Source organism: Advenella faeciporci, from assembly GCF_014652395.1.
Taxonomy (GTDB): domain Bacteria; phylum Pseudomonadota; class Gammaproteobacteria; order Burkholderiales; family Burkholderiaceae_B; genus Advenella; species Advenella faeciporci.
This window is the reverse complement of record NZ_BMYS01000013.1, coordinates 14,225-34,863: the sequence shown is the minus strand read 5'-3', so window position 1 is coordinate 34,863 and position 20,639 is coordinate 14,225. Positions and strand designations below refer to the sequence as shown.

The window sequence follows — 20,639 nt, the reverse complement described above, 5'->3', positions numbered from 1 at the left end:
ATTTTTTTAATAAACGCCAGAAAAAATATTGCGAAAAAAATAAAAATATATGATAATGATTCTCATGTATATTTGTATTTGTAATGCCATCACAGAAAAAACCGTTATTGAGGCAGTCAATAACGGAGCGTCAACCCTTGGTGATTTACAGGCCGAGTTAGGAGTTGCATCGTGCTGTGGTTGCTGTGCCCAGACTGCCAGCGAATATCTTCCGCAAGACTCTGCCTCAAATGCAGCTACTCAAGAGTATGTCAGTGAATCACGCAGCCGTAAGGCAATTGTGTCCACGGCACTCTGGTAGGCAAGGCATATAGAAAAGCCAGGCGTTTTTGCATAAGCTTCTTCTTTGTCAGGAAGAGGGGGTATTGTGCCATTCATTTTGGTAAATCTGTTTCGTAACCGCTTCCAATATATAATGGTGGCCTAGGGGTCGGTGTTGCCGTCGGATGCCGGAGCCCCGTTGAATAAACTTGAAAAAGGAAGGGTTATGAAAGGCGATAAAGAAGTTCTTAAATACCTGAACAAGCAATTGACCAATGAATTAACGGCAATTAATCAGTACTTCCTGCATGCCCGTATGTTGAAAAACTGGGGTTTTAATGTTTTGGGCAAACATGAGTATGAAGAGTCCATCGAAGAGATGAAGCATGCCGATGCCTTGATAGAGCGTATTTTTTTGCTGGAGGGATTACCCAATTTGCAAGACCTGCACAAGTTGCGCATTGGTGAGGACGTGCCGGAAATCCTGTCCTGTGACCTGCACCTTGAGGTAAGCGCCCATGGTACGCTTATTGAAGCGATTGCCCATTGTGAAAAAGTGCGTGATTACGTTTCCCGTGATTTGTTCCGCCGTATTCTTGATGATACTGAAGAACATATCGACTGGCTGGAAACCCAGATTGAACTGGTTGACAAAGTAGGTTTGCAAAATTACCTGCAAAGCCAGATGGGTGAAGAATAAATCGCCTTGGCAAGGTCAGTTAAACAGGTTTGAAAGCATGTAATTGGCTTAAGTTAAGTAACAAAAAAAATGGCCTGGAAAGTATTTTCAGGCCATTTTTTTGTCTTAACGCTCGGGGCAGTCTTTCACTTTACCCCAGGCATTGTTGGCGCCACAGTATTGTTCACGGACCTTGCCAAGGCAAGTGGGGCGCTCAAAAAAGCCCAGGGTGCGGCAGTGGGCGACGGCACGATGAAAGGCGGGCTCCCAGGGATAGCCGGCTGATGTACCCGGTACCTGTGTGGGGCGGGTAATGGGGGTGGCCTGAAGAGGGGCAGCGTCTATGCGGCCGCTTGCCGTGCCGATGGTTATGTTGGCATTGGGATTGTATTGGCTGCTGGAAGCGGTCAGGATGTCTGATTTTTGTGAGGCTTCTATGGCCCAGTCTATGCCGGCAGGTTTTTCAGGAACCCCTTGGGCGCCACTCATAAGGGGCTGTTGGGGCTGACGCAGTACGGGACGGCCGAACTGATCAACCTGTGGGGGAGGATCGAACTCGGAAACGTTGGGTATGTTGGCTGTGGTAGGCGTATGTGCAATAAGCCATTCGCCCGCCTGGATGCCACCCCATGTGGCCAGTCCGGCAAATATCAGTAAAGAAATGAATAAAAAACGCCAAGACATTAATAAATTACCCTTCATTGATGTGTGGTTCATTTTAGCTGTTTTCCTAGAACACCTGACCAGCATGTTCACGCATTGCATGAAAATTAATTTCAGGATTCAGTTCCTGGGCAACACGAAGCTGGGCAGGAGAGCTTATCAGGAAGGCAAGCGCATCAACCACATCGTAAGCGATATGGGCCGCATTGCTGTCCATGAATTTGCGCAGTGCTTTTGGATTGTCACTGGTGACCCAGCGTGCCATGGTATATCTGGATGGCATTAAACGCGCTTCCACCCCATATTCGGTTTTCAGGCGGTGAGCAACCACTTCAAATTGTAATTGGCCAATGGCACCCAGCAACAGGGCACCGCCGGCCGCTTCAGGACGAAATACCTGAATGGCGCCTTCCTCACCCAATTGGGTAAGGCCGGTACGCAACTGCTTGGTACGCAATGGGTCCTTGACTTCGACGCCCTGGAAGAGTTCGGGGGCAAAGAACGGCAGTCCGGTAAATTGCAGGGTTTCGCCTTCAGTCAGGACATCGCCCAGGTGCAGGACACCGTGGTTGGGAATACCAATCACATCACCTGCGTAAGCCTCATCAAGCAGGTCACGGCGTTGTGACAGGAAAGAAACCACGTTGTTGGGACGGATTTCCTTGCCGGTACGGCTGACTTTCAGGCGCATGCCGCGTTCAAACTTGCCCGAACTGACCCGTACAAAGGCCACGCGGTCGCGGTGGGCCGGATCCATATTGGCCTGTACCTTGAAGACGACACCGGAAAACTTGGGCTCATCGGGCTGCACGATGCGTTCCAGCGCCTGGCGAGGTCCCGGTTTGGGCGCCCATTTAACCAGGGCGTCAAGCACTTCTTGCACGCCAAAGTTGTTAACCGCCGAGCCGAAAAATACCGGTGTTTGTTTACCAGCCAGAAAGGCTTCGTGGTCAAAATCGGGGGTGGCCTCCTTGATGAGGGAGATTTCTTCGTGGGCCTTCTCGAAGGCAGAGCCGAATTTTTCCCGGATCAGGGGATTGTCGAGGCCTTCGATAAAATCATCGTTGCCGCGTCGCTCCTGGCCGGGGCGGAACAGTCGCATGCGGTCTAGCTGCAGGTCATAAACACCACCAAATGATTTGCCCATGCCAATCGGCCAGGTAAACGGGATGGTGTCCATGCCCAGATGTGATTCAATTTCACCCAGCAGGTCCAGCGGTTCACGGACTTCGCGGTCAAGTTTGTTGATGAAGGTGAGAATGGGGGTGTTGCGAGCACGGCAAACCTGCAACAGGCGAATGGTTTGCGGTTCGATACCGTTAGCGGCATCAACCACCATGATGGCCGCATCCACCGCGGTCAGTACCCGATAGGTGTCTTCTGAAAAGTCCTGGTGCCCGGGGGTATCAAGCAGGTTGATGACACAGTCCTTGTATTCCATTTGCATGACGGATGAAGCAACCGAAATTCCCCGTTGCTTTTCAATTTCCATCCAGTCGGAAGAAGCATGGCGGCTTGCCTTTCTTGCTTTTACGCTACCGGCGATCTGAATCGCACCTGCAAACAGGAGCAGTTTCTCGGTAAGGGTGGTTTTACCTGCATCGGGGTGGGAAATAATGGCAAAGGTGCGGCGACGGGCCACTTCCTGCTTGATTGATAAGTGTGACATTAATTAAAAACGGTATATAGTCACCCGGGATGGGATGATAAGGCAACAGATTGATGGATGATTCGGGGATTCGTGCAAAAACATTGGTAGAATGCCAGAAAACGTTGTTTATTATAATCTTTATCGGTTTTTTTTGTGAAAGAAAAGGGTTGCAAAGGCTAAGTCATTATGGCAAACAGGAAAATTAAAATACAGGACTTTCTTTCCAATGTCCCATTGTTCAGTGAGCTGGAGCCGGCCGAGCTGGATGCCATCGCGTTGGGAACTACCGAGATGCAGGTCAGGCGCGGCGAAATTGTGTTTCAGCGTGGCGAGCCTTGCCTGGGCCTGCATGTGCTTATCTATGGCCAGATCAAACTCTCCGTGGTTTCATCTCCCGGCAATGAAAAAGTGGTCAAGATCATTCGTGCCGGTGACAGTTTTGGTGAGGCGCTCATGTTTATGGGCAAGAACTATATCGTGACGGCACAGGCACTTGAAGACTGTCTGGTGCTGCATGTCAGCCGCAATGTCATCAACGCCGAATTGGCCAAAAGCCAGAATCTTACCTTCAATATGCTCAAGGGGCTTAGCCAGCGGCTGTATGGCTTGATGGAAGATGTCGAGTCGTATTCCCTGCGTTCAGGCGCACAGCGGGTAATTGGGTATTTGCTTAAGCACGATCATTGTGAAAACGGGGAAACCATTACTTTAAGCACCAGCAAAGCCATTATTGCTTCTCGCCTTAACATTACCCCGGAACACTTTTCGCGTATTTTGCTGGATTTAAGCACGCACGGCCTGATCAAGGTCAAGGGAAAAGAAATTACCATTCTGGATATGCAGGGGCTTATTGATTTTTAAGCGGGTTTTTATACTGTTTGGCAAGCCGGCGGTAGATGCCGACGGCACCCAGCAGATTAAAAAACAGCATGCCTGCCGATACCAGCAGTAACAGTGCCGCCAGGGTGGCAAAGCCGGGGACCTGCCAGGCTGCCGCCAGCATGGCTGGCACGGTCAACAACTGTACCCAAAACTGGCGCATGGCCCTGGCTTCAGGCAAAATATCTTTTATTTTGGGCACGGCGCCTGAACGGAACGGGACGATTTCCTGGCTGTGCAGCAGCACCAGGAAAGGTACAATTTTGTACAGCATGCCATTAATGGCGGAATAGGCGCAGCCTAAAATAAACAAGATGCCCAGCGACAGTTCCAGTTGCGGAAGGCTAAACCGTTGCAGCAGCGGTAACAGGAGACTGCTGCCAAGCAGGCTGGCCAGTGACAGCCGCCAGAACAGGGTGGTGACATCGGGTTCGGGCCGTTTGCGACCTTTAAGTAAAATCCCGGTCTGGATGGTGAAAATAATGGCCAGCAGGGCCAGCACAAAAACCAGGACGGTTTGAAACATACCCGCATGCAGGCCAAACCATTCAGAGAAAACCGTCCAGAGCAGCAACACCACAAAAAGAACCGGCAACAGGCGTTGTGTCATGCTGGCGGGATAAATTTCAGTGACCTGAAACAGGGGAATGACCTGAAAGCTGATGCCCATCAGCAAAATGGCGACCCAGCCGGCCAGGCCCCACAAGGCGTGCAGGTTGGTGAGGGCCACCAAAGACAGGCCCAAGGGGTGAGTAAATGCATAGACCAGGGTTAAACCAAGAATAACCGTGATGGTCAGGCTGGCGACGCTATATCGTACTGCCAGGATGGATGCCCTGGCTTTTTCCGCCTGCTGTTTGCGTGACAGCCAAAACCCAAGATTAAGTGCAAAAATGAAAATGCCCAGGCCTGCTCCAAGCAGGATGGCTGCAGTGATGAAAAGCAGGTTGGACGGGGCAAGGAAGGCGGCAGCCAACGATAAGGTTCCTGTTGCCAGAAGGAGAAATACAATCAGTCCCAACGGGTTGGGAGAGGGTATTTGAATACGGAAGGCCACCGGCAGGAGCTGGATTAATGAGCCAGCCATGCTCATGGTCAGAATGCCCAGCGTGAAAAGATGGGTAACACTTAACATGACCGGCGACCATCGGCTTGACCAGGCCTCGGGGCTGGAAAACAGCAATACCAGGGCTGCCAGAATGGCAAACAGCGGGGCGGCCAGAAAAAAACGCACCGGCGCCATCAGGCCGGGCATGCTGTCGAATGTTAAAGCACGTTGCATTAAGCCTTTTTCCAGATGATGACTTCATAAGAGTAATCAGGCTGCTTGCGGATACTGTATTCGAACTGTTCGCTTTCAAGAATGCGAAACAGGGGAAGGGGTTCGCGGTCTATCAGCATGCGCAGGCGTTTTTCACCATTATTGATTTGGGGTAATAATTCCAGGACCCGTTCCATGGGTTCAGGAGGGGGTAAACCACGTACGTCCAGCTGAATATCATTATTCATGTTTAATCCGTAAAAAGGGTGGTTGGTGAGCCTGTCGGGGCAAGCGTTAACCGTGCTGACAGGCGTTATGTAGATACATATCAATATATTATCAAATTAATATTGATGCCTTGCTTTTTCTTGATCTTGCTCAAGGTTATGCGAGGATCGTGGTTGTTATATTCAATCGTTATTCTTTTGCTTAAGTTCAAGCCTCAATAAAATTCAAGTTTGAAATAATATGTCAAGTTTATTGTCAATTAACGGTAACAGCCAGCCAGATTCAGGGCAGCCTGTTATAGAACTGGTGTGTCCGGCCGGCAGCCTGCCCGCCCTGAAAAATGCCGTCGATAGCGGTGCAGACTGTGTCTATCTGGGGTTTCGGGATGCCACCAATGCCCGCAATTTTGCCGGGCTTAATTTTGATAACGCCGCCATACGCGAGGGGATCAATTACGCGCATGCACGCGGGTGCCGGGTGTTTGTTGCGCTGAATACCTATCCCCAGCCCGGCAGTGCCGGCTTATGGACGCAGTCCATCGACCAGGCGGCCGGCATGGGGGTAGATGCCCTTATTATGGGCGATTTGGGTTTAATGGCTTATGCGGCCGATAAATACCCTGATTTGCATCGTCATTTGTCGGTACAGGGCTCGGCCACCAATTACGAGGCGATTGCCTTTTACCAGCAACAGTTTGGCATTACGCGGGTTATTTTGCCTCGGGTGCTCTCGTTGGCCCAGGTAGAACAGGTGGCTGAAAAAACCACGGTTGAAATAGAGGTATTTGGTTTTGGCAGCCTGTGTGTCATGGTGGAAGGACGTTGTGCCTTGTCTTCTTATGTGACCGGCGAATCGCCCAATACGCATGGTGTGTGCTCACCGGCCAAATCGGTGCGCTGGCAGCAAACGCCCAAGGGGCTTGAGTCACGTCTTAACGGTGTTTTGATTGACCGCTATGATGATAATGAAAACGCAGGTTATCCCACCCTGTGCAAGGGCCGCTTCGATGTTGAAGATGAAAATTATTATGCAATAGAAGAGCCCACCAGCCTGAATACGCTGGAAATTTTGCCACGGCTGGTTCAGCTGGGCGTGCGTGGTATCAAGATTGAAGGGCGCCAGCGCAGCCCGGCCTATGTGGGCCAGGTCACCAAGGTCTGGCGCCAGGCTATTGATAATTGCCTGTCCCAGGTGCAACGCTATTCGGTCAAGCCCGAATGGATGGCAAGCCTGAATAAAGTGGCAGAAGGTCAGCAGCATACGCTGGGTGCCTATAGCCGACCCTGGAAATAGTTCAGTTATCAAATATATTTGCATAAAGGTATTGTTGTGAAAATCGCACTGGGACCCATACAGTATTACTGGTCACGCAATGAAGTCGTGACTTTTTACGGAAAAATGGCCGAAAGCGCCGCACAAATCGTGTATCTTGGGGAAACGGTCTGTTCGCGCCGCCATGAGCTGCGCCTGCCCGACTGGCTGGATATTGCCAAAGACCTGAAGGCCTGTGGAAAAGAAGTGGTTCTGTCTACGCAAACCTTGCTGGAAGCCGAAAGTGATCTTAAAACCCTAAGAAAAATTGCCGCCAATGAAACGTTCACGGTGGAAGCCAATGATATGGGGGCCGTGCATTGCCTGCAAGGGCAAAATTTTGTGGCAGGCCCTTTCTTAAACCTGTTCAGTACGCCTTCCCTTGAGTTGCTGGTCAAGCAGGGGGCCATGCGCTGGGTGATGCCACTGGAAATGGGTCAGGCAGGTTTGGCCAGCATCCTGGCCGACAAACAGTTTCCGGTAGAAACCGAAGTGTTTGCCTATGGTCGTTTGCCGCTAGCCTTTTCAGCCCGCTGCTTTACCGCCCGCAACCGCAACCTGCCTAAAGACAATTGCCAGTATGTGTGCATGGAGCACCCTGATGGCCTCATGATGAAAACCCGTGAAAGCCAGCCTTTCCTGGTGCTTAACGGCATCCAAACCCAGTCGGCGCTGGTTTATAACCTTTTGGCCGAACTGGATGGCATGCGTGAAACGGGCGTGGATATTGTGCGGATCAGCCCGCAATGGCGCGATACCGACAGAATTGTTGAGCTGTATGATGCCGTTATTAATCACCGCATGAGTGTGGCCGATGCCATGGCACAAATTGAACCTTTAATGCCTGAAAAAGGCTGCAATGGCTACTGGCATGGCAAGCCGGGGCTTGAACAGGTGGCGGCGTAAGCCATTATTGACCCTTGTTCCACGCAGGATCGTGGGTACGAGAATGTATTCCACGCAGGAGCTTGGGAACGAGAAAGAATGCCTTCCCACAGAGCTTGGGAACGAGAAAATTTCAGGCGTCTGAACGCTGAACACAGGAGAAATACGCTATGGACAAGCCTTTTTTATTGCCCCCGTTTGTGAAAACGGTTTTTTCAAAACTGCCGTCTTATCCCGGCACGTTTTTCTTTGTTAACGGGCTTAATCTGCTGCTTAAAAAACATTTGCCCGAGGATGTGCTGGCACGCCTTGAAGACAAGAAACTGCGCCTGGTGGTTAAGGATGCCGGGATTTCCTTTGACTATAGCTGGCGCAACCGTGCGTTTGTGGCGTGTGCAAGGCATGCGGAAGAACCCGACCTGATCATTTCTTCAAGTGTGTATGATTATTGGCAGATGATACAGCGCAAGGAAGACCCCGATACCCTGTTTTTCAGCCGTCGCATGATGATAGAAGGTGATACGGAACTTGGCCTGATGGTTAAAAACACGCTGGATGGCATTGATTTATCGGTGCTGTCGCCCGAACAGGTGTTAAAAAACCTGCCCGGCATGCAAGTCATTGGCCGGCTGGTCAAGCCTGCCAATGATGCTAGGCATTCTTCCTTAATGTAAAACGCGTAAACATGGCAGATACCTGGTTAACTAAAGCTTCAGACGGGTATCCTGCCAGACTGGCCCTGCGCAGGGTCGTGTCGTTGCAGCCCTGGTCACGAAACAGCTGCCAGACATAATTGTTGACGTTCATTTTGGCCAGGCTGTTGGCCAGTTCCAATAAGTCTTCTTCGGGTAACAGCAGCGGGTGCAGGGTAGTACGTAATTCATAATCAACCCCGCTGGCCAGCACCGCTTGCAAACAGGCCAAAACCTGGTCGCCACTGCCGGCAAATTGCGTGATATGGGCATATTTATTGAAGCTTGCCTTGATATCCAGACCAATCCAGTCCACCAGTGGCAACACTTCTTTCAGTCTTCTTGGGTAAATGCCGGCGCAGTGCAGGCCGATTTTATAACCCAGTGCTTTTACCTGCTGCATGGCTGCTTCCAGGGCCGGGTCTAGGGTGGGTTCGCCGCCACTGAATACCACTGCGTCAATCAGGCCGGCACGCCGTTGCAGGAATGTCATGATACTGCCCCAGTCCAGCGGATTGTCGGTTCCCCGCTCCTGCAAATGTGGGTTATGGCAGTAGCCACAGCGCCAGGGACAGCCCTGCACAAAAAGCACGGCAGCCATCTGGCCGGGGTAGTCCGAGGTGCTGAAGGGGGTCATGCCCCCTACCCTAAGTGAAGCGTGTGCTGCGTCAGGAGTCAAAGGCGTGCCTCTTTTTCGCTGAAGTATTTTCTTTCATGAAATTCGCCTTTTTTGCCGATATTGAAAGAAGAAACCGGGCGGTGGTAGCCCATGACCCGGGTCCAGATTTCGCATGGCTGGCGCTCGTCGTCGCTCAGTGTGATATTTGCAGGTTTGTTCATGAGGGTATTTTTCATTTCTATTCCTTTAAGATTAAATTTGTTTGGATTGGGCTGGTTTGGGTTAAATGGATCTATGCGGCTTCTTTCAGTTTTTTCTGAATCAGTTCATCGTCGCATTTCGGGCAGAATTTATGGCTTCCGCCCAGGTAGCCGTGCTTGGGGCAAATGGAAAACGTGGGCGTCACGGTGATGTAAGGCAAATGAAAGCGGCTTAGGGCGCGCCTGACCAGGTTGCGGCAGGCATCCGCCGTGGAAAGCGGGTCGGTCATGTACAGGTGCAAAACGGTGCCGCCAGTGTATTTGCGTTGCAGGTCGTCTTGCCTTTCCAGTGCCTCGAAGGGGTCGTCGGTGAAACCCACCGGCAGCTGGGATGAGTTGGTGTAATAGGTCATGTCGGTCGTGCCCGCCTGTAAAATGCCGGGAAAGCGCTTGCGGTCTTCTTTGGCAAAACGGTAGGTGGTGCCTTCGGCAGGGGTGGCTTCCAGGTTGTACATATGGCCGGTTTCTTCCTGGAAAACCAGCATTTTGGCGCGGATATGATCCAGCAGGCGGATGGCGAAGTCATGCCCCCATTCAGACGTAATATCATGTTCGTCATGGGTGAAGTTGCGGATCATTTCATTAATGCCATTCACCCCCAGGGTTGAAAAGTGGTTGCGCAAGGTACCCAGGTAACGCTTGGTGTAGGGGAACAGACCGTTATCCATGTGTGTCTGGATTTCCGTACGTTTCAGCTCCAGGCTGGTTTTGCCCAGTTCCATCAGGTAATCCAGACGTGCAAACAGGCCGGCTTCATCGCCGGCATATTGGTAGCCAAGGCGGGCGCAGTTAATGGTGACTACGCCCAGGGAACCGGTTTGTTCTGCCGAGCCGAACAGGCCATTGCCACGCTTGAGCAGTTCGCGCAGGTCCAGCTGCAGGCGACAGCACATGGAGCGGATCATATTGGGCTTGAGTTCAGAGTTAATGAAATTCTGGAAATACGGCAGGCCGTATTTGGCGGTCATTTCAAACATCAGCTCGGCGTTGGGGCTGTGCCAGTCGAAGTCTTCGGTGATGTTATAGGTGGGAATCGGAAAGGTGAACACCCGGCCTTTTTCATCGCCCTGCATCATGATTTCAATATAGGCGCGGTTAATCATGTCCATTTCTTCCTGCAGGTCGCCATAGTAAAACGGCATTTCCCTGCCGGCAATCACGGGCGTTTGTTCGCGCAGGTCTTCGGGGCAGATCCAGTCAAAAGTCAGGTTGGTAAAAGGCGTTTGCGTGCCCCAGCGTGAAGGCACGTTAAGGTTGTAAATGAGTTCCTGCATGTATTGCTTGACGGTGGCATAATCCAGTTTGTCTACCCGGACATAAGGTGCCATGTAGGTATCGAAAGAGCTGAAGGCCTGGGCACCGGCCCATTCGTTTTGCAGGGTACCCAAAAAATTCACGATTTGCCCGATCGCGCTCGACATGTGTTTGGGCGGGGAAGACTCCACTTTGCCGGGAACGCCATTCAGCCCTTCATTCAGCAGGGTACGCAGTGACCAGCCGGCGCAGTAACCGGAAAGCATGTCCAGGTCATGGATGTGCAAGTCAGCATCACGGTGGGCCTGACCAACTTCGGGTGGATAAATGTGGTTAAGCCAGTAGGTGGCAATCATTTTGCCGGAAATGTTCAGAATCAGGCCGCCCAGCGAGTAACCCTGGTTGGCATTGGCGTTAACACGCCAGTCGGCTTGACTAAGATATTCATCAATGCTGGTTTGTGCATTGATCAGGCTTTCCTGTGACATGAGTAATCCTTGATAAACTATATATTGTGTTTGTTGTGATATTAAACACAAGATGTAGTTGTTTCAAGGATGGGTTTGCAATAACAGCGGATTGCTTGATCTGGATTAAACTTCTGCTTGTTACCATGCTCTGTGTGGGAATGCATACCCAGCTTTAGGGTGAGCACTCTGGGGCTACGATGGATGTATTGGCTTGGTTTAGAACCACCCCGGCGCTACGCGCCACCCCTCCGCAGAGGGAAATTTTCCTGCTTCGTGGTAACGCCTGTGCGCTTCCCTATTTTTCTTCTTTGTGGTAACGCTTGTGCACTTTCCTATTTTCCTGCTTCATGGTAATGGCTGTGTATGCATCTTAGGCCAGCTTTTGCCCCATGCCTGCCATAAACAGGGCGGCCAGAATAAATAAAATCCCAAAAAATTTATTCATTCTGGCGGCATGGTGCGGGTTGCGCATGAGATGCATGACCTTGGCAGCCAGCCCGGTATAAACGGCCATAACGGCCAGGTCGACGGCGCACAGGGTAGTGGCAATTAGCGCATACTGGATGAGTAGCGGTTTGGATAGATCCAGGAACTGCGGAATAACCGCCAGCAGGAAGATGGCCCCTTTGGGGTTCATGATATTCACCAGGATACCCTGCAGGACCAGTTTGTGAACCGGCGTGTTTTGTACAGAATCCTGCTCAAGCCGGATCATGGCAACCGGCGAACGGTACTGTTTATAACCCAGGTAAATAAGATAAAGCACCCCAGCCCACTTGACGATATTAAACGCCGTTTCAGAAGTGGCCAGCAGGGCGCCAACGCCAATCACGCTAATCACAAACTGTATGGCCAGGCCAATAGCCAGGCCAATGGCATTCCAGTACCCACGTTTGAAGCCAAAGCGCAAACCCGATGACATGGACGCCACGGCACCCGGGCCCGGAGAAATGGAAATGGCCCAGGAAGCGGCAAAAAGGGTAAGCCAGACGGAAAGAGACATGGTGAATCAGTGTGCCAGAAACAGTGAAGTATTTTTATTGCCACCGAACAGACCTCACACTTCGGTAGAAGTCTAAGGCGCCAGCGATGTGAATTTGTATTCAGGCGAAAAGCTTATGGATGGATACAAAGACAAAATTGTAGCGCAGTTGCCGGTTAAAATCCGGCTTGATTGAAATTTGATGTTGTGCCGGACGTTGTGGCTGGTCGCACATCTATTCAGCTGAAGAGGTAGCAATTCAGGCCATAGTTTATGTTGCTTGCCTTGGTTTTTTGCATTAATTAACCTGATTGCCCCTGTTACGCCGTTTTTTTACAACGGCTTGCAGGTATAGGCAGGATATAATCCCCTAAACAGGTCTGTTCTGCCCTGACCCTGCTTATCCAAGTTTTTAAGAGAAACCATGAAACGATTTTTATCCCTCATTAGTGTTTTTTTGCTGTCAACGGTTCTGGCCGGTTGCGGCTATAACGAGATCCAGACGCTGGATGAAGGTGTCAAGGCTTCCTGGTCCGAGACCCTTAACCAATACCAGCGCCGTGCCGACCTGGTGCCACAGCTGGTGTCCAGTGTTAATGCCTACATGGTTAATGAGCGCGAGGTGCTGACCGAAGTCACCAATGCCCGTTCAAGGGTAGGGTCGGTGCAGGTGTCGGCCGATAAACTGCCCACCGGTGAAGAGCTGGCCCAGTTCCAGGCCGCCCAGGGGCAGCTTACTTCTGCATTGTCCCGTTTGATTGTGGTGTCAGAAAATTACCCGCAATTGAAGGCGGATGCCTTGTTCCGCGATCTTAACGTGCAGCTCGAAGGCACCGAAAACCGGATTGCCACTGCCCGCGGCCGTTATATCAAGGAAGTGCAAGGCTACAATACGCTTATCCGCACCTTCCCCACCCTGATTACCGCTAAAATCTTTGGCTACGATGTCAAGCCCAATTTCGGGGTAGAGAATCAGGCGGAAATCATGCGCGTGCCCGAAGTGAAATTTGATGTTTCGCCCCGGGTTAATCAGCCTGCAACGGCACAGTGATGTCTGCTTCAGCTACCCCATCCGGCACCATGACACGCTATTTCCTGTCAATGTTTTTCATGCTGTTTGTCTTGGCCGGGTGGCAGGCCAGTGCCCAGGAACTGGTGCCCGTACCCAACCTGCAGGCGCGGGTGACCGACCTTACCGGTACTCTTTCTGCCGGGCAGCAGGCTGATATCGAACAAAAACTGGAGGCCCTTGAAAAAAGCAAGGGCGCCCAGGTTTTTGTATTGATGGTGCCCACGGTGGGGCCCGATACGGTTGAAACCTATTCGCGCCGGGTATTTGATGAATGGAAAGTGGGCCGGGCCAAGGTGGATGATGGTATCCTGTTTCTGATTGCCAAGGATGACCGCCGCATGCGCCTGGAAGTGGGCTATGGCCTGGAAGGCGCGGTGCCCGATGTGCTGGCTGCGCGGATTATCAATGATCATGTGGCGCCGCATTTCAAGATGGACAACTATGCCGGTGGTGTACAGGCCGGTGTTGATGCGCTGGTGGGCCTGATTGAAACCGAAGAACTGCCCCCACCCGTTAATGATTGGCAGCAGTCATCCGATTTTGATGAAGGTGATTGGCCATTTTTCATTTTCCTGGTGTTTTTTATTTCCATGTGGCCGGCCATTCTGGCAGCGGTAATTGCCGGAGTGGTTATTTTTGGTGTAACCGGCAGTTTCGGTTTTGCCCTGTTGGGTGCCGTGGGCGGGTTTTTAATCAGTTTTATTGCTCATAAGTTCATGCCCGAACGCAAGATCAGCAGTGCCAGCCGTGGCCGTGGCAGACGCGACGGTTTTGGTGGTGGCTTTGGTGGTGGCGGTTTCGGCGGTGGCGGTTTTGGGGGCGGTGGCTTCGGCGGCGGTGGCGGCGGAAGCAGTGGCGGAGGAGGAGCATCCGGTGGCTGGTAAATGGTTAAAATGGCTCGATCTTGATTCGGTGCATGGCTGGTGGCTGCGACGCAAACACTTTCACGCCGGTTTCATGAAGGAAATTACCGAACAGATCCGCTTAAGTGAAGAAACCCATCATCATGGCGAGCTGGTTGTTGCCATAGAAGCGGCCATGCCTTCGCATGTTAAAAGCAGTGCCGAACGGGCCCTGGAGGTATTTGGCCGCCTGCGGGTGTGGGATACGCCTCATAACACGGGGGTGCTGCTGTATATCGCGCTAGACCGGCATAAAATTGAAATTGTTGCCGATAAAGGCCTGAAAGCGGCGGAACATGAATGGAAGGCGATCTGCGCCGGACTGGAACTGCGTTTTTCCGAAGACCAATACCAGGAAGGCCTGACCGAAGCGGTGATCGGGCTAGAGGCCATTCTGGCCCAGTATTGCGGTCAGGAAGCGGGTGAAAATGGTCCTAACTTCCTGCCTGATGCGCCTGTGATGCTTTAGGGGCTGGTGTTTTCGTACGACGCGGAGCGCTCCCAAGCGGAGAACGGAAGCCAGGTATCACGGAGCGGTTCCCACGCAGGAGCATGGGAACCAGGAACCAAGCGTACTCACGCGGAGCATGGGAGCCGGGAACCACCCCGTCGCTACGCGCCACCCCTCCACAGAGGGGAATTTTCCTTCTTCGTGGAAACACCTGTGTTTGCATTCCCCTCTGCGGAGGGGTGGCAGGCGAAGCCTGACGGGGTGGTTTTCGCTTACGTGGGAATGCAGGTGATCACCCGCTCATGGTGGTTTACGCCTGCGTGGGAATGCATATTTTATCCACTTCACCGCATAACCCCGCTCTTCAGCACCTGTTAACGAAGCTTATGTGCCAGTGACTTGATGGCCGCATTACGGCGGGCGCCGGTTTCAAACTGTTCGCTCATTTTGGACCACTGTGGCAGGCTGCGTGCTTCCAGGATTTCTTCCGGCAGGTCACCTTCCTTGAATTGGCCGGTAACGGTTTCCGTGTTCAGCATAATGGGCCGCTGGTCTGCGTGGCCACGCATTTCCAGGGCATTGAGCAGTTGCAGGCTGCGGATGCCCAGCAGGCGGATGATCGCATCGTCAAGGGAAATTTCCCGGTAACCCTGCAGCTTGCCCAGAATACGCTTGCCAAATTTGTCCACGCCCTGCCATACGCTGCCAATCACGCCACCAATCAGGGTGGCGGTACCCAGGCTCAGGCCGGCAGCCATGACATCTACCGCTGCACCCGCCATGGCACCGGCCACAAACCCCTTGCTAACCTGAATCCCCATTTCCATCAGGGCCTGGGGCTGGAACAGGTCCATGCCCCAGCGGCCTTCTTCGATAGGCAGGGGCTGGTCGGGATAGTCTTCCTGCCTGAAACGGTAATGCGTTAGCAGGGCCTGTATGCTTTCCTGTTCCCGCTGGCGGATCACGTCCTGCAACAGGGCCGTGGCGCTTTTGAGGCTTTCTTCATCGCCTGCGCAGGTCGAGCGGAAAGCGGCCACATCAATCAGGAGCTCGGCAATCATGTTGTAGGCAATGTCACGACGCAGCTTGCGTTGCCGGTGAATGTCTTCCGACAGCGCTTTCAGAGTATCGGCATGACTGTCCAGGACCAGGGCCAGCTTCTGGTAAAGCTGTTCTTCGCCATCCAGGGCCGGGGCAACCGTGTCAAACTCAATGCTTAAATGCAGGCCCAGGCGACCCAGGGATTCTTTCCAGTCGTTCAGGTAATTGGGGCTGCTGTGCATAAAATTAAGTATAGGCACCAGCGGGCGTCCGCACCGGCTTAAAATGGCCAGTTCGTCACGGTGCTTGGCCAGCACCGGATCGCGAATATCAATCACATACAAACCGGCGTCACATTCCAGCAGTTTGCGTAGCACCCGGGCTTCCTGTTCAAAGCGCTGCCTGCTTTCCGGGGTGTCCAGAAACCGGTGAATGCTTTCCGGGCCATCAAAACGGGAGGAGCCTTGCCGGGTCTGCGCTTTAAGCTGATCCAGGTAATCCAGCAGAGCAATCCCGTCTTCCAGCCCCGGTGTGTCAAACAGTTCAACCGCGGCCTGCCCGTTCAGGAACAGGCGGGCACCTTCCACGTGGCGGGTGGTGCCGGGAAAGTCGGCAACTTCCCCAAACCCGGTATCGTGGGTAAGGGTTCTTAATAAAGAAGTTTTGCCGGTGTTGGTGTGGCCAACAACCGCCAGATGCAGTATTTTATTTGGTTCCATATTCATCAACTTGCCTGTATCCATTGCGGCAGTGTTTTTTGTGTTTCATGCAACTGTTCAATGCCAAAGCCGGCCTGCTGCAGGCGTTCTTTCCATAATTGCAGGCGATTTTCCGCTTCGCCGTGACCGCTTTGCAGGTAGATATCGGTACGCGAAGCCAGATTGGACAGGTCGGTAATGAAGTGCAGGATGCCGCGATCGGGGGTTTGCGCGGCATCACACACAATCAGCAGGGCTGGCACGGTTTGGCGGGTCATATGTGCCAGCAGCTGGTGGCGCTGTTCCCGGCTTTCCAGCTTGCCCTGGTCATGGACGGTGGCGGACAGTGCAAAGGGCGGCCATGGTGCGCGCGGGCTTAATTCCAGCCCCACGACCAACGGGCTACCTGCCGGTGCCAATGCAAGATTGGTGTTGCGTCGGGCGGTTTGCAAAGCAGGGGCGGGGGCATCCACCCCGATATGTTCGCTGTGGGCAGACAGGCGGTCTACCAGGCCGGCATAGGCGGGCAGGGTTGCATCTATCTGTATTTGGCGCATGGCTTGCCGGGTTTTCCAAAGGCATAGCAGCAGGCTGGCCAGGCGCAGCAGCAAACCGTAAACCATGACTGCGCCAATCAGCCAGGAAGACCAGATGGCCTGTGATTCGGGGCCAGCGGTTTGCAGGCCGCTGCTTTGCTGGATGATGTCGGCTGAAGGAATGGAAAAACCCAGCAGATGCGGTAAAAAACCAATGCCTTGGGTGATGGACACAAAGGAAGAAACAGGCAAGATGGTGGTTTCCCAGCCGAAGGTGTATTGCCTTGCCGCCAGCAGGGCCAGCATGGTCATGATGCCTGCCGCCATCATTACAACCCAGATACCATGGCTGATGGCCGACAGCAGCCAGCGCAGGCCGTTGTTCTGGTTGAGAATATTAATAAACGCCTGGGGGGCCAGGGTGGCATCGGGACCGCGCGCCAGTTTCTTGCCCAGCCAAAGCCAGGCCTGGCCCAGCAGGGTGCCACCATGGTACGGGGCCAAAAAAGACAGCAGCCAGAATACATAGGTGATGGCATGCAGGCCCAGCAAGGCGACCAGTGCCAGCAGCAGGTTGACATGCCCCGTGCCCAGGGCACTGGCAGCCATGCCGATACCTGCAAAAATGGCCAGCAGTGCCATGGCCCAAAAAGCCAGGCGTGCGTTGGCACTCCATTTTTCAATGGTGGCAGCCAGCCCGTCCCGTTTGGCAATCAGGGCGGCACGCTGGATGATTTTATGGCTGACCGGTTCTGTGCTGTGACGGATCTGGTGAAGCAGTGTGGCGTCTTCAATGGGCCCCCAATGCTCTTCCCTAAGTCTTAGGGTTTCGGTTATCCAGTAATCCTTTAGAGAGTGTTGCGGCATAAACAATCGTGAGTAATGCAAATAAACGATTATTGCCTTTATTCAAACCACTTGTCTAATGTTTGACGCGCCTGTTGTTTTACTTCGGCGGTAATGTAAAGGGAAACCGTTGCCAGTGCTGCGGTAATAATACCCAGGTCATCAGTAAAACCGGCAATCGGCATCAGGTCGGGAATGGCATCGACCGGCAAGACAAGGTAGGCCAGCGCACCGTAAATAACACGTTTTGCCCAGGCCGGTGTTTTAGGGTTTTGTACGGCAAAAAACAGGAAAAGGGCTTTTTCAATGACGGGCCTGCCTGCTTTTTTTGCCAGGCGTGCCATTTTGCTGATAACGCCCGAATGATTGCGAGTGGTTGATTGGTCACCGAAACGGGACTGGATCATTGTGTGTTCCTTAAAAATTGCGAGTGTCACGACAAGCAATTGACAAAACGTGCATTTATTTCTTTTTGGCGATTAAACCGTAAACAAACAGGACAATCATGGCGCCAACGACCGAGCCAATAAAGCGTGCACTGCTGCCGGCCTCGTAAATGCCTACGGCAACACCTAAATGGGTGGCAATCAATGAGCCAACAACACCCAGCAGGGTGGTCATGATTAATCCCAAAGACTGGGAGCCGGGCATCAGGGCACGAGCCACCAGACCAACCAGAAAACCAATAATAATTTCCCAGATAATATCCATATAACAATGCTCCGAGCGGGTAGGGCTTTGATGGTGGATATAGAGCTTATTTCCCCATAATCAAGGCCTGAAATGTTTCAGGATGTGCACTTGAAAGTGTAATGGTAATTTCTGTTTATATCTTTATCTATAAGGTAAAAAATTGTTCGGCTTTACTTGTAAATATATTTTTCCGGGTTCAATGGGCGAAAACCAGCTTACGCAGCCTGGGACCAAAGATGTTGATAATCAGGCCCAGCATCACCACTGTACCTCCCAGCCATTGCAGGGTGGACAGTTTTTCGTCCAGGACCCATGTGGCAGACAGCAGGCCAATTACCGGCACCAGCAGGGTGAGCGGGGCAATGAGGCCCACCGGGTGCTTGCTAAGCAGACGTCCCCACAATACGTAACCCACCAGCGTTGCACCATAAGCCAGGTACATGATAGCGGCAATACTGGTAAAGGTGGCCGATTGCAGACTGGCCACCATAATATCGCCACCTTCAAAAATCCATGAGCTAAGCAGGAATGGGATAATGGGAATGGTACCGCCCCAAACCACCAGGCTTAGCATGTTTACATTTTTGGCCTGCTTGATAACAATATTGCCGGTGGACCAGCTAAAGGCAGCCAGAAAAATAAAGACCAGCCCCAGAAGGGGAATGGGGTGTCCGGCACTGGCATTGGCGTTAATAATGAACAGGCCAAGCAGGGAAATGCCTATGGCCAACAGATTATGGGGCCTGATTTTTTCATGTTGCACCAGGGCGGCCAGCAGTACCGTGAAAAAAGCCTGTACCTGCAAAAGCAGGGAAGCCAGTCCGGCTGGCATACCAACCGCCAGCGAGGTAAACAGGAAAGCAAACTGCCCGAAACTGATGGTTAAGCCATAGACAAGCAGCAGCTTGAATGGAATGTTGGGGCGCTTTATAAAAAAAATGGCCGGAAACACAACCGCCATAAAACGCAAGGCGCCCAGCAACAAAGGTGGAAAATCAACCAGCCCGAATTTGATCGCTATGAAATTCACGCCCCATACCAGAATGACAAGCAAGGCGAATAACCAGTCGATCAAAGGCATTATGGAGTCCTGGGGAAATAATTAGGGTATGGAGGAAAGATTTTTATTGACAGGTAATCATACCATTTCATGACAGCGTTGCCAGCCGTTCCCGGAAAGAAGCAGGCACAATTTTGTCATGCGGAACCATACCCTTTTTCTGCATGAGGTTGATTGTCACAATCATGTAAACAGGCTGCCGTAAGCTTGCCGGAAAATGTAAAATCCATTCTGCTTGACGCTATTATTCCGAGGGTTATATGAATTTCCGTGTATTGTCTGTCTCAGCCATGTTGGCTGGTGTTGTTTGCAGTGGCGCCGTTCAGGCTGAAACGCTGGTGCTGTATACCAGTCAGCCTGCCCAGGATGCACAAATGACAGTGGATGCCTTTGAAAAGGCCAACCCGGGTACCAAGGTTGAATGGGTGCGCGATGGCACCACCAAACTCATCACCAAGCTGCGTGCTGAAATGGCGGCAGGGGTGGTCAAGCCCGATGTGTTGTTGATTGCAGACAGCGTTACTTTGGAGCAGCTTAAAAAAGAAGGCCTTCTGGCAGCATACCAGTCAGAAGAAAGCAAGGAATATGACCCGGCCCTGTTTGACAAGGATGGCTATTATTATGGCACCAAGCTGATTACCACCGGTATTGCCCATCATGCCAATGCCAAGGAAAAACCGGCATCCTGGAATGATTTGCTCAAGCCTGCATATAAAAACCAGGTGGCTATGCCAAGCCCGCTGTATTCGGGTGCTGCCTTAATTCATCTTTCTACCTTAACCGCCAACCCGGATTTTTCCTGGGGATTTTATGAAAGCCTCAAGGAAAATGGTGCTTCAGCACTCAAAGGCAATGGCAGCGTCCTGACTGCGGTGGCTTCCGGTACCAGTCCATATGGCGTGCTGGCCGACTATATGGCCATACGTGAAAAAGCCAAGGGTGCACCGATTGAGTTTGTGTTTCCAACAGAAGGCGTCAGCCTGGTTACCGAACCGGTTGCCATCATGAAAGACAGCAAGCAGCCAGAACTGGCCCGCAAGTTTGTTGACTTTGTCTTGTCTGAGCCAGGCCAGCAGCTGGTACTTGAACAAGGCTATTTGCCTGCCCGCAACGGCATGAAAACACCGGCGGGTTTCCCTGAACGCAGCCAGATCAAGCTATTGCCTTTTGATGCGGCCAAGGCACTGGAAAATTCGGAAATAGACAAGGAAGGTTTTAGCAAACTGTTCAACTGATTTTCTAACG

General features: G+C 52.2%; 22 protein-coding genes and 1 pseudogene. 10 read left to right on the top strand and 13 right to left on the bottom strand.

The window, feature by feature from the left end:
* Nucleotides 1-64: 64 nt before the first annotated feature.
* Both IE074_RS09675 and bfr read left to right on the top strand, forming a co-directional pair.
* Nucleotides 65-232, top strand: a pseudogene (locus tag IE074_RS09675) ((2Fe-2S)-binding protein); the annotation flags it as partial.
* Nucleotides 233-487: 255 nt separating this feature from the next.
* Nucleotides 488-961 (top strand): bacterioferritin, encoded by a 474-nt coding sequence (gene bfr / locus IE074_RS09670; protein ID WP_189385262.1) that lies wholly within the window; start codon nt 488-490, stop codon nt 959-961.
* Nucleotides 962-1,066: 105 nt separating this feature from the next.
* On the opposite strand, the gene IE074_RS09665 is transcribed toward bfr, so the two are convergent.
* Both IE074_RS09665 and IE074_RS09660 read right to left on the bottom strand, forming a co-directional pair.
* Nucleotides 1,067-1,657, bottom strand: coding sequence for a hypothetical protein (locus IE074_RS09665; protein WP_189385261.1), 591 nt, complete (start codon nt 1,655-1,657; stop codon nt 1,067-1,069).
* A gap of 13 nt (nt 1,658-1,670) precedes the next feature.
* A complete protein-coding gene (locus tag IE074_RS09660; RefSeq protein ID WP_189385260.1) occupies nt 1,671-3,272 on the bottom strand; it encodes a peptide chain release factor 3 in 1,602 nt (533 codons plus the stop codon).
* Nucleotides 3,273-3,440: 168 nt separating this feature from the next.
* Between IE074_RS09660 and IE074_RS09655 the strand changes: the two genes are divergently transcribed.
* The gene (locus tag IE074_RS09655; RefSeq protein WP_169293052.1) at nt 3,441-4,115 is read left to right on the top strand and encodes a Crp/Fnr family transcriptional regulator; all 675 of its coding nucleotides are present in this window, start codon (nt 3,441-3,443) and stop codon (nt 4,113-4,115) included.
* On the opposite strand, the gene IE074_RS09650 is transcribed toward IE074_RS09655, so the two are convergent.
* The gene (locus IE074_RS09650; protein WP_189385259.1) at nt 4,102-5,415 is read right to left on the bottom strand and encodes a hypothetical protein; all 1,314 of its coding nucleotides are present in this window, start codon (nt 5,413-5,415) and stop codon (nt 4,102-4,104) included. The genes IE074_RS09655 and IE074_RS09650 overlap by 14 nt on opposite strands.
* Nucleotides 5,415-5,642: a DUF2249 domain-containing protein gene (locus tag IE074_RS09645; RefSeq protein ID WP_189385258.1), complete on the bottom strand. Its 228-nt coding sequence runs from the start codon at nt 5,640-5,642 to the stop codon at nt 5,415-5,417. The genes IE074_RS09650 and IE074_RS09645 overlap by 1 nt, the downstream gene beginning before the upstream one ends.
* Before the next feature lie 220 nt (nt 5,643-5,862).
* On the opposite strand from IE074_RS09645, the gene ubiU reads away from it, so the two are divergent.
* The 3 genes from ubiU to ubiT all read left to right on the top strand — a co-directional run bounded on the left by ubiU (nt 5,863) and on the right by ubiT (nt 8,492).
* Complete coding sequence (gene ubiU, locus IE074_RS09640; RefSeq protein WP_189385257.1) at nt 5,863-6,915, top strand: ubiquinone anaerobic biosynthesis protein UbiU; 1,053 nt, start codon at nt 5,863-5,865, stop codon at nt 6,913-6,915.
* Between the two features lie 36 nt (nt 6,916-6,951).
* Complete coding sequence (locus tag IE074_RS09635; protein ID WP_189385256.1) at nt 6,952-7,839, top strand: U32 family peptidase; 888 nt, start codon at nt 6,952-6,954, stop codon at nt 7,837-7,839.
* A gap of 149 nt (nt 7,840-7,988) precedes the next feature.
* Entirely contained in the window at nt 7,989-8,492 is a 504-nt protein-coding gene (gene ubiT, locus IE074_RS09630) for a ubiquinone anaerobic biosynthesis accessory factor UbiT (RefSeq protein ID WP_189385255.1), read from the top strand.
* Here ubiT and IE074_RS09625 read toward each other — a convergent pair.
* From IE074_RS09625 to IE074_RS09610, 4 genes are all read right to left on the bottom strand, one after another.
* Nucleotides 8,470-9,147, bottom strand: coding sequence for an anaerobic ribonucleoside-triphosphate reductase activating protein (locus IE074_RS09625; protein WP_189385254.1), 678 nt, complete (start codon nt 9,145-9,147; stop codon nt 8,470-8,472). The genes ubiT and IE074_RS09625 overlap by 23 nt on opposite strands.
* A 38-nt stretch (nt 9,148-9,185) precedes the next feature.
* The gene (nrdD, locus tag IE074_RS09620) at nt 9,186-9,365 is read right to left on the bottom strand and encodes an anaerobic ribonucleoside-triphosphate reductase (protein WP_169293057.1); all 180 of its coding nucleotides are present in this window, start codon (nt 9,363-9,365) and stop codon (nt 9,186-9,188) included.
* Between the two features lie 56 nt (nt 9,366-9,421).
* Entirely contained in the window at nt 9,422-11,152 is a 1,731-nt protein-coding gene (locus tag IE074_RS09615; RefSeq protein WP_268247315.1) for a ribonucleoside triphosphate reductase, read from the bottom strand.
* A 331-nt stretch (nt 11,153-11,483) separates the two neighbouring features.
* Nucleotides 11,484-12,116: a LysE family translocator gene (locus tag IE074_RS09610; protein WP_189385252.1), complete on the bottom strand. Its 633-nt coding sequence runs from the start codon at nt 12,114-12,116 to the stop codon at nt 11,484-11,486.
* Between the two features lie 403 nt (nt 12,117-12,519).
* Here IE074_RS09610 and IE074_RS09605 point away from each other — a divergent pair, with 403 nt between their 5' ends.
* From IE074_RS09605 to IE074_RS09595, 3 genes are read left to right on the top strand one after another with little or no spacing between them, the layout of a single operon-like run.
* On the top strand, nt 12,520-13,146 hold the full coding sequence (locus tag IE074_RS09605; RefSeq protein ID WP_189385251.1) for a LemA family protein: 627 nt from the start codon (nt 12,520-12,522) through the stop codon (nt 13,144-13,146).
* Entirely contained in the window at nt 13,146-14,051 is a 906-nt protein-coding gene (locus IE074_RS09600) for a TPM domain-containing protein (RefSeq protein WP_229793973.1), read from the top strand. Before IE074_RS09605 ends, IE074_RS09600 begins: the two co-directional genes overlap by 1 nt.
* Nucleotides 14,041-14,538, top strand: a complete 498-nt coding sequence (locus IE074_RS09595) for a TPM domain-containing protein (RefSeq protein WP_229793972.1) — start codon at nt 14,041-14,043, stop codon at nt 14,536-14,538. The genes IE074_RS09600 and IE074_RS09595 overlap by 11 nt, the downstream gene beginning before the upstream one ends.
* A gap of 356 nt (nt 14,539-14,894) precedes the next feature.
* Here the strand turns inward: IE074_RS09595 and IE074_RS09590 are convergent, their stop codons facing one another.
* The 5 genes from IE074_RS09590 to IE074_RS09570 form a co-directional block, all read right to left on the bottom strand.
* Nucleotides 14,895-16,286: a GTPase/DUF3482 domain-containing protein gene (locus tag IE074_RS09590; RefSeq protein ID WP_229793971.1), complete on the bottom strand. Its 1,392-nt coding sequence runs from the start codon at nt 16,284-16,286 to the stop codon at nt 14,895-14,897.
* A complete protein-coding gene (locus tag IE074_RS09585) occupies nt 16,286-17,662 on the bottom strand; it encodes a DUF2868 domain-containing protein (RefSeq protein ID WP_189385250.1) in 1,377 nt (458 codons plus the stop codon). The genes IE074_RS09590 and IE074_RS09585 overlap by 1 nt, the downstream gene beginning before the upstream one ends.
* A gap of 38 nt (nt 17,663-17,700) precedes the next feature.
* Complete coding sequence (locus tag IE074_RS09580; RefSeq protein ID WP_229793979.1) at nt 17,701-17,985, bottom strand: YkvA family protein; 285 nt, start codon at nt 17,983-17,985, stop codon at nt 17,701-17,703.
* 118 nt (nt 17,986-18,103) lie between these two features.
* On the bottom strand, nt 18,104-18,352 hold the full coding sequence (locus IE074_RS09575; protein WP_189385248.1) for a GlsB/YeaQ/YmgE family stress response membrane protein: 249 nt from the start codon (nt 18,350-18,352) through the stop codon (nt 18,104-18,106).
* Between the two features lie 178 nt (nt 18,353-18,530).
* The gene (locus IE074_RS09570; protein WP_189385247.1) at nt 18,531-19,415 is read right to left on the bottom strand and encodes an EamA family transporter; all 885 of its coding nucleotides are present in this window, start codon (nt 19,413-19,415) and stop codon (nt 18,531-18,533) included.
* A gap of 239 nt (nt 19,416-19,654) precedes the next feature.
* Between IE074_RS09570 and IE074_RS09565 the strand changes: the two genes are divergently transcribed.
* Nucleotides 19,655-20,629, top strand: a complete 975-nt coding sequence (locus IE074_RS09565; protein ID WP_189385246.1) for an ABC transporter substrate-binding protein — start codon at nt 19,655-19,657, stop codon at nt 20,627-20,629.
* Nucleotides 20,630-20,639 lie beyond the last annotated feature (10 nt).